The sequence below is a fragment of the Vibrio sp. OPT18 genome (genome assembly GCF_015163615.1).
In the GTDB taxonomy this organism is placed as follows: Bacteria; Pseudomonadota; Gammaproteobacteria; order Enterobacterales; family Vibrionaceae; genus Vibrio; species Vibrio coralliirubri.
The window spans coordinates 1-667 of sequence record NZ_JADDYK010000054.1 but is presented as its reverse complement, the minus strand read 5'-3'; the positions used below and the strand labels follow the sequence as shown (position 1 = coordinate 667).

Annotated in this window: 3 tRNA genes; all 3 read right to left on the bottom strand. The window is 42.7% G+C overall.

Annotation, left to right across the window (positions count from 1 at the left end):
• Nucleotides 1-237 precede the first annotated feature (237 nt).
• A tRNA-Val gene (locus IQQ51_RS14480) sits at nt 238-313 on the bottom strand.
• Between the two features lie 33 nt (nt 314-346).
• A tRNA-Lys gene (locus IQQ51_RS14475) sits at nt 347-422 on the bottom strand.
• A 2-nt stretch (nt 423-424) separates the two neighbouring features.
• Nucleotides 425-500, bottom strand: a tRNA-Glu gene (locus IQQ51_RS14470).
• Nucleotides 501-667 lie beyond the last annotated feature (167 nt).

Here is a 667-nt window from a genome sequence, read left to right as displayed (position 1 = left end):
TCGAATACAAGACACTTGAATGTGTTTGTTGTGTTTATCTAATGAAAGATAAACATTGAGAACTTTTAAATTTGATTGAATTACTCGTAAGTAAATCAATCAGTCAGCTTTCCAAATTGTTAAAGAGCAATGAGACTTCTTGTGAAGTTCATTTTCTAAAGACTCTCACAGTCGAAAAATCCAACCAGCGACATAAGAAGTGGTTTGGAGTTTTAACTTCCAAGAATATTTAGAGAATGGTGGGCGATACCGGGCTCGAACCAGTGACCCCCTGCTTGTAAGGCAGGTGCTCTCCCAACTGAGCTAATCGCCCACTAAAAGTTTTAATTCCTTCGTGGAGAAAGAATGGTGGGTCGTGCAGGATTCGAACCTGCGACCAATTGATTAAAAGTCAACTGCTCTACCAACTGAGCTAACGACCCAATGGTATCCCGTAGGGGAGTCGAACCCCTGTTACCGCCGTGAAAGGGCGGTGTCCTAGGCCTCTAGACGAACGGGACACTGCAATTCATTTCCACTTTAAAAGTAGAAACAAATGTCGAAGAACTTGGGAGTTCTTCATCTCTTTGCTTTTCTAAACCTAATCAATCTGTGTGGGTACTCATCAAAGATATCTTCGTATAAGGAGGTGATCCAGCCCCAGGTTCCCCTAGGGCTACCTTGTTAC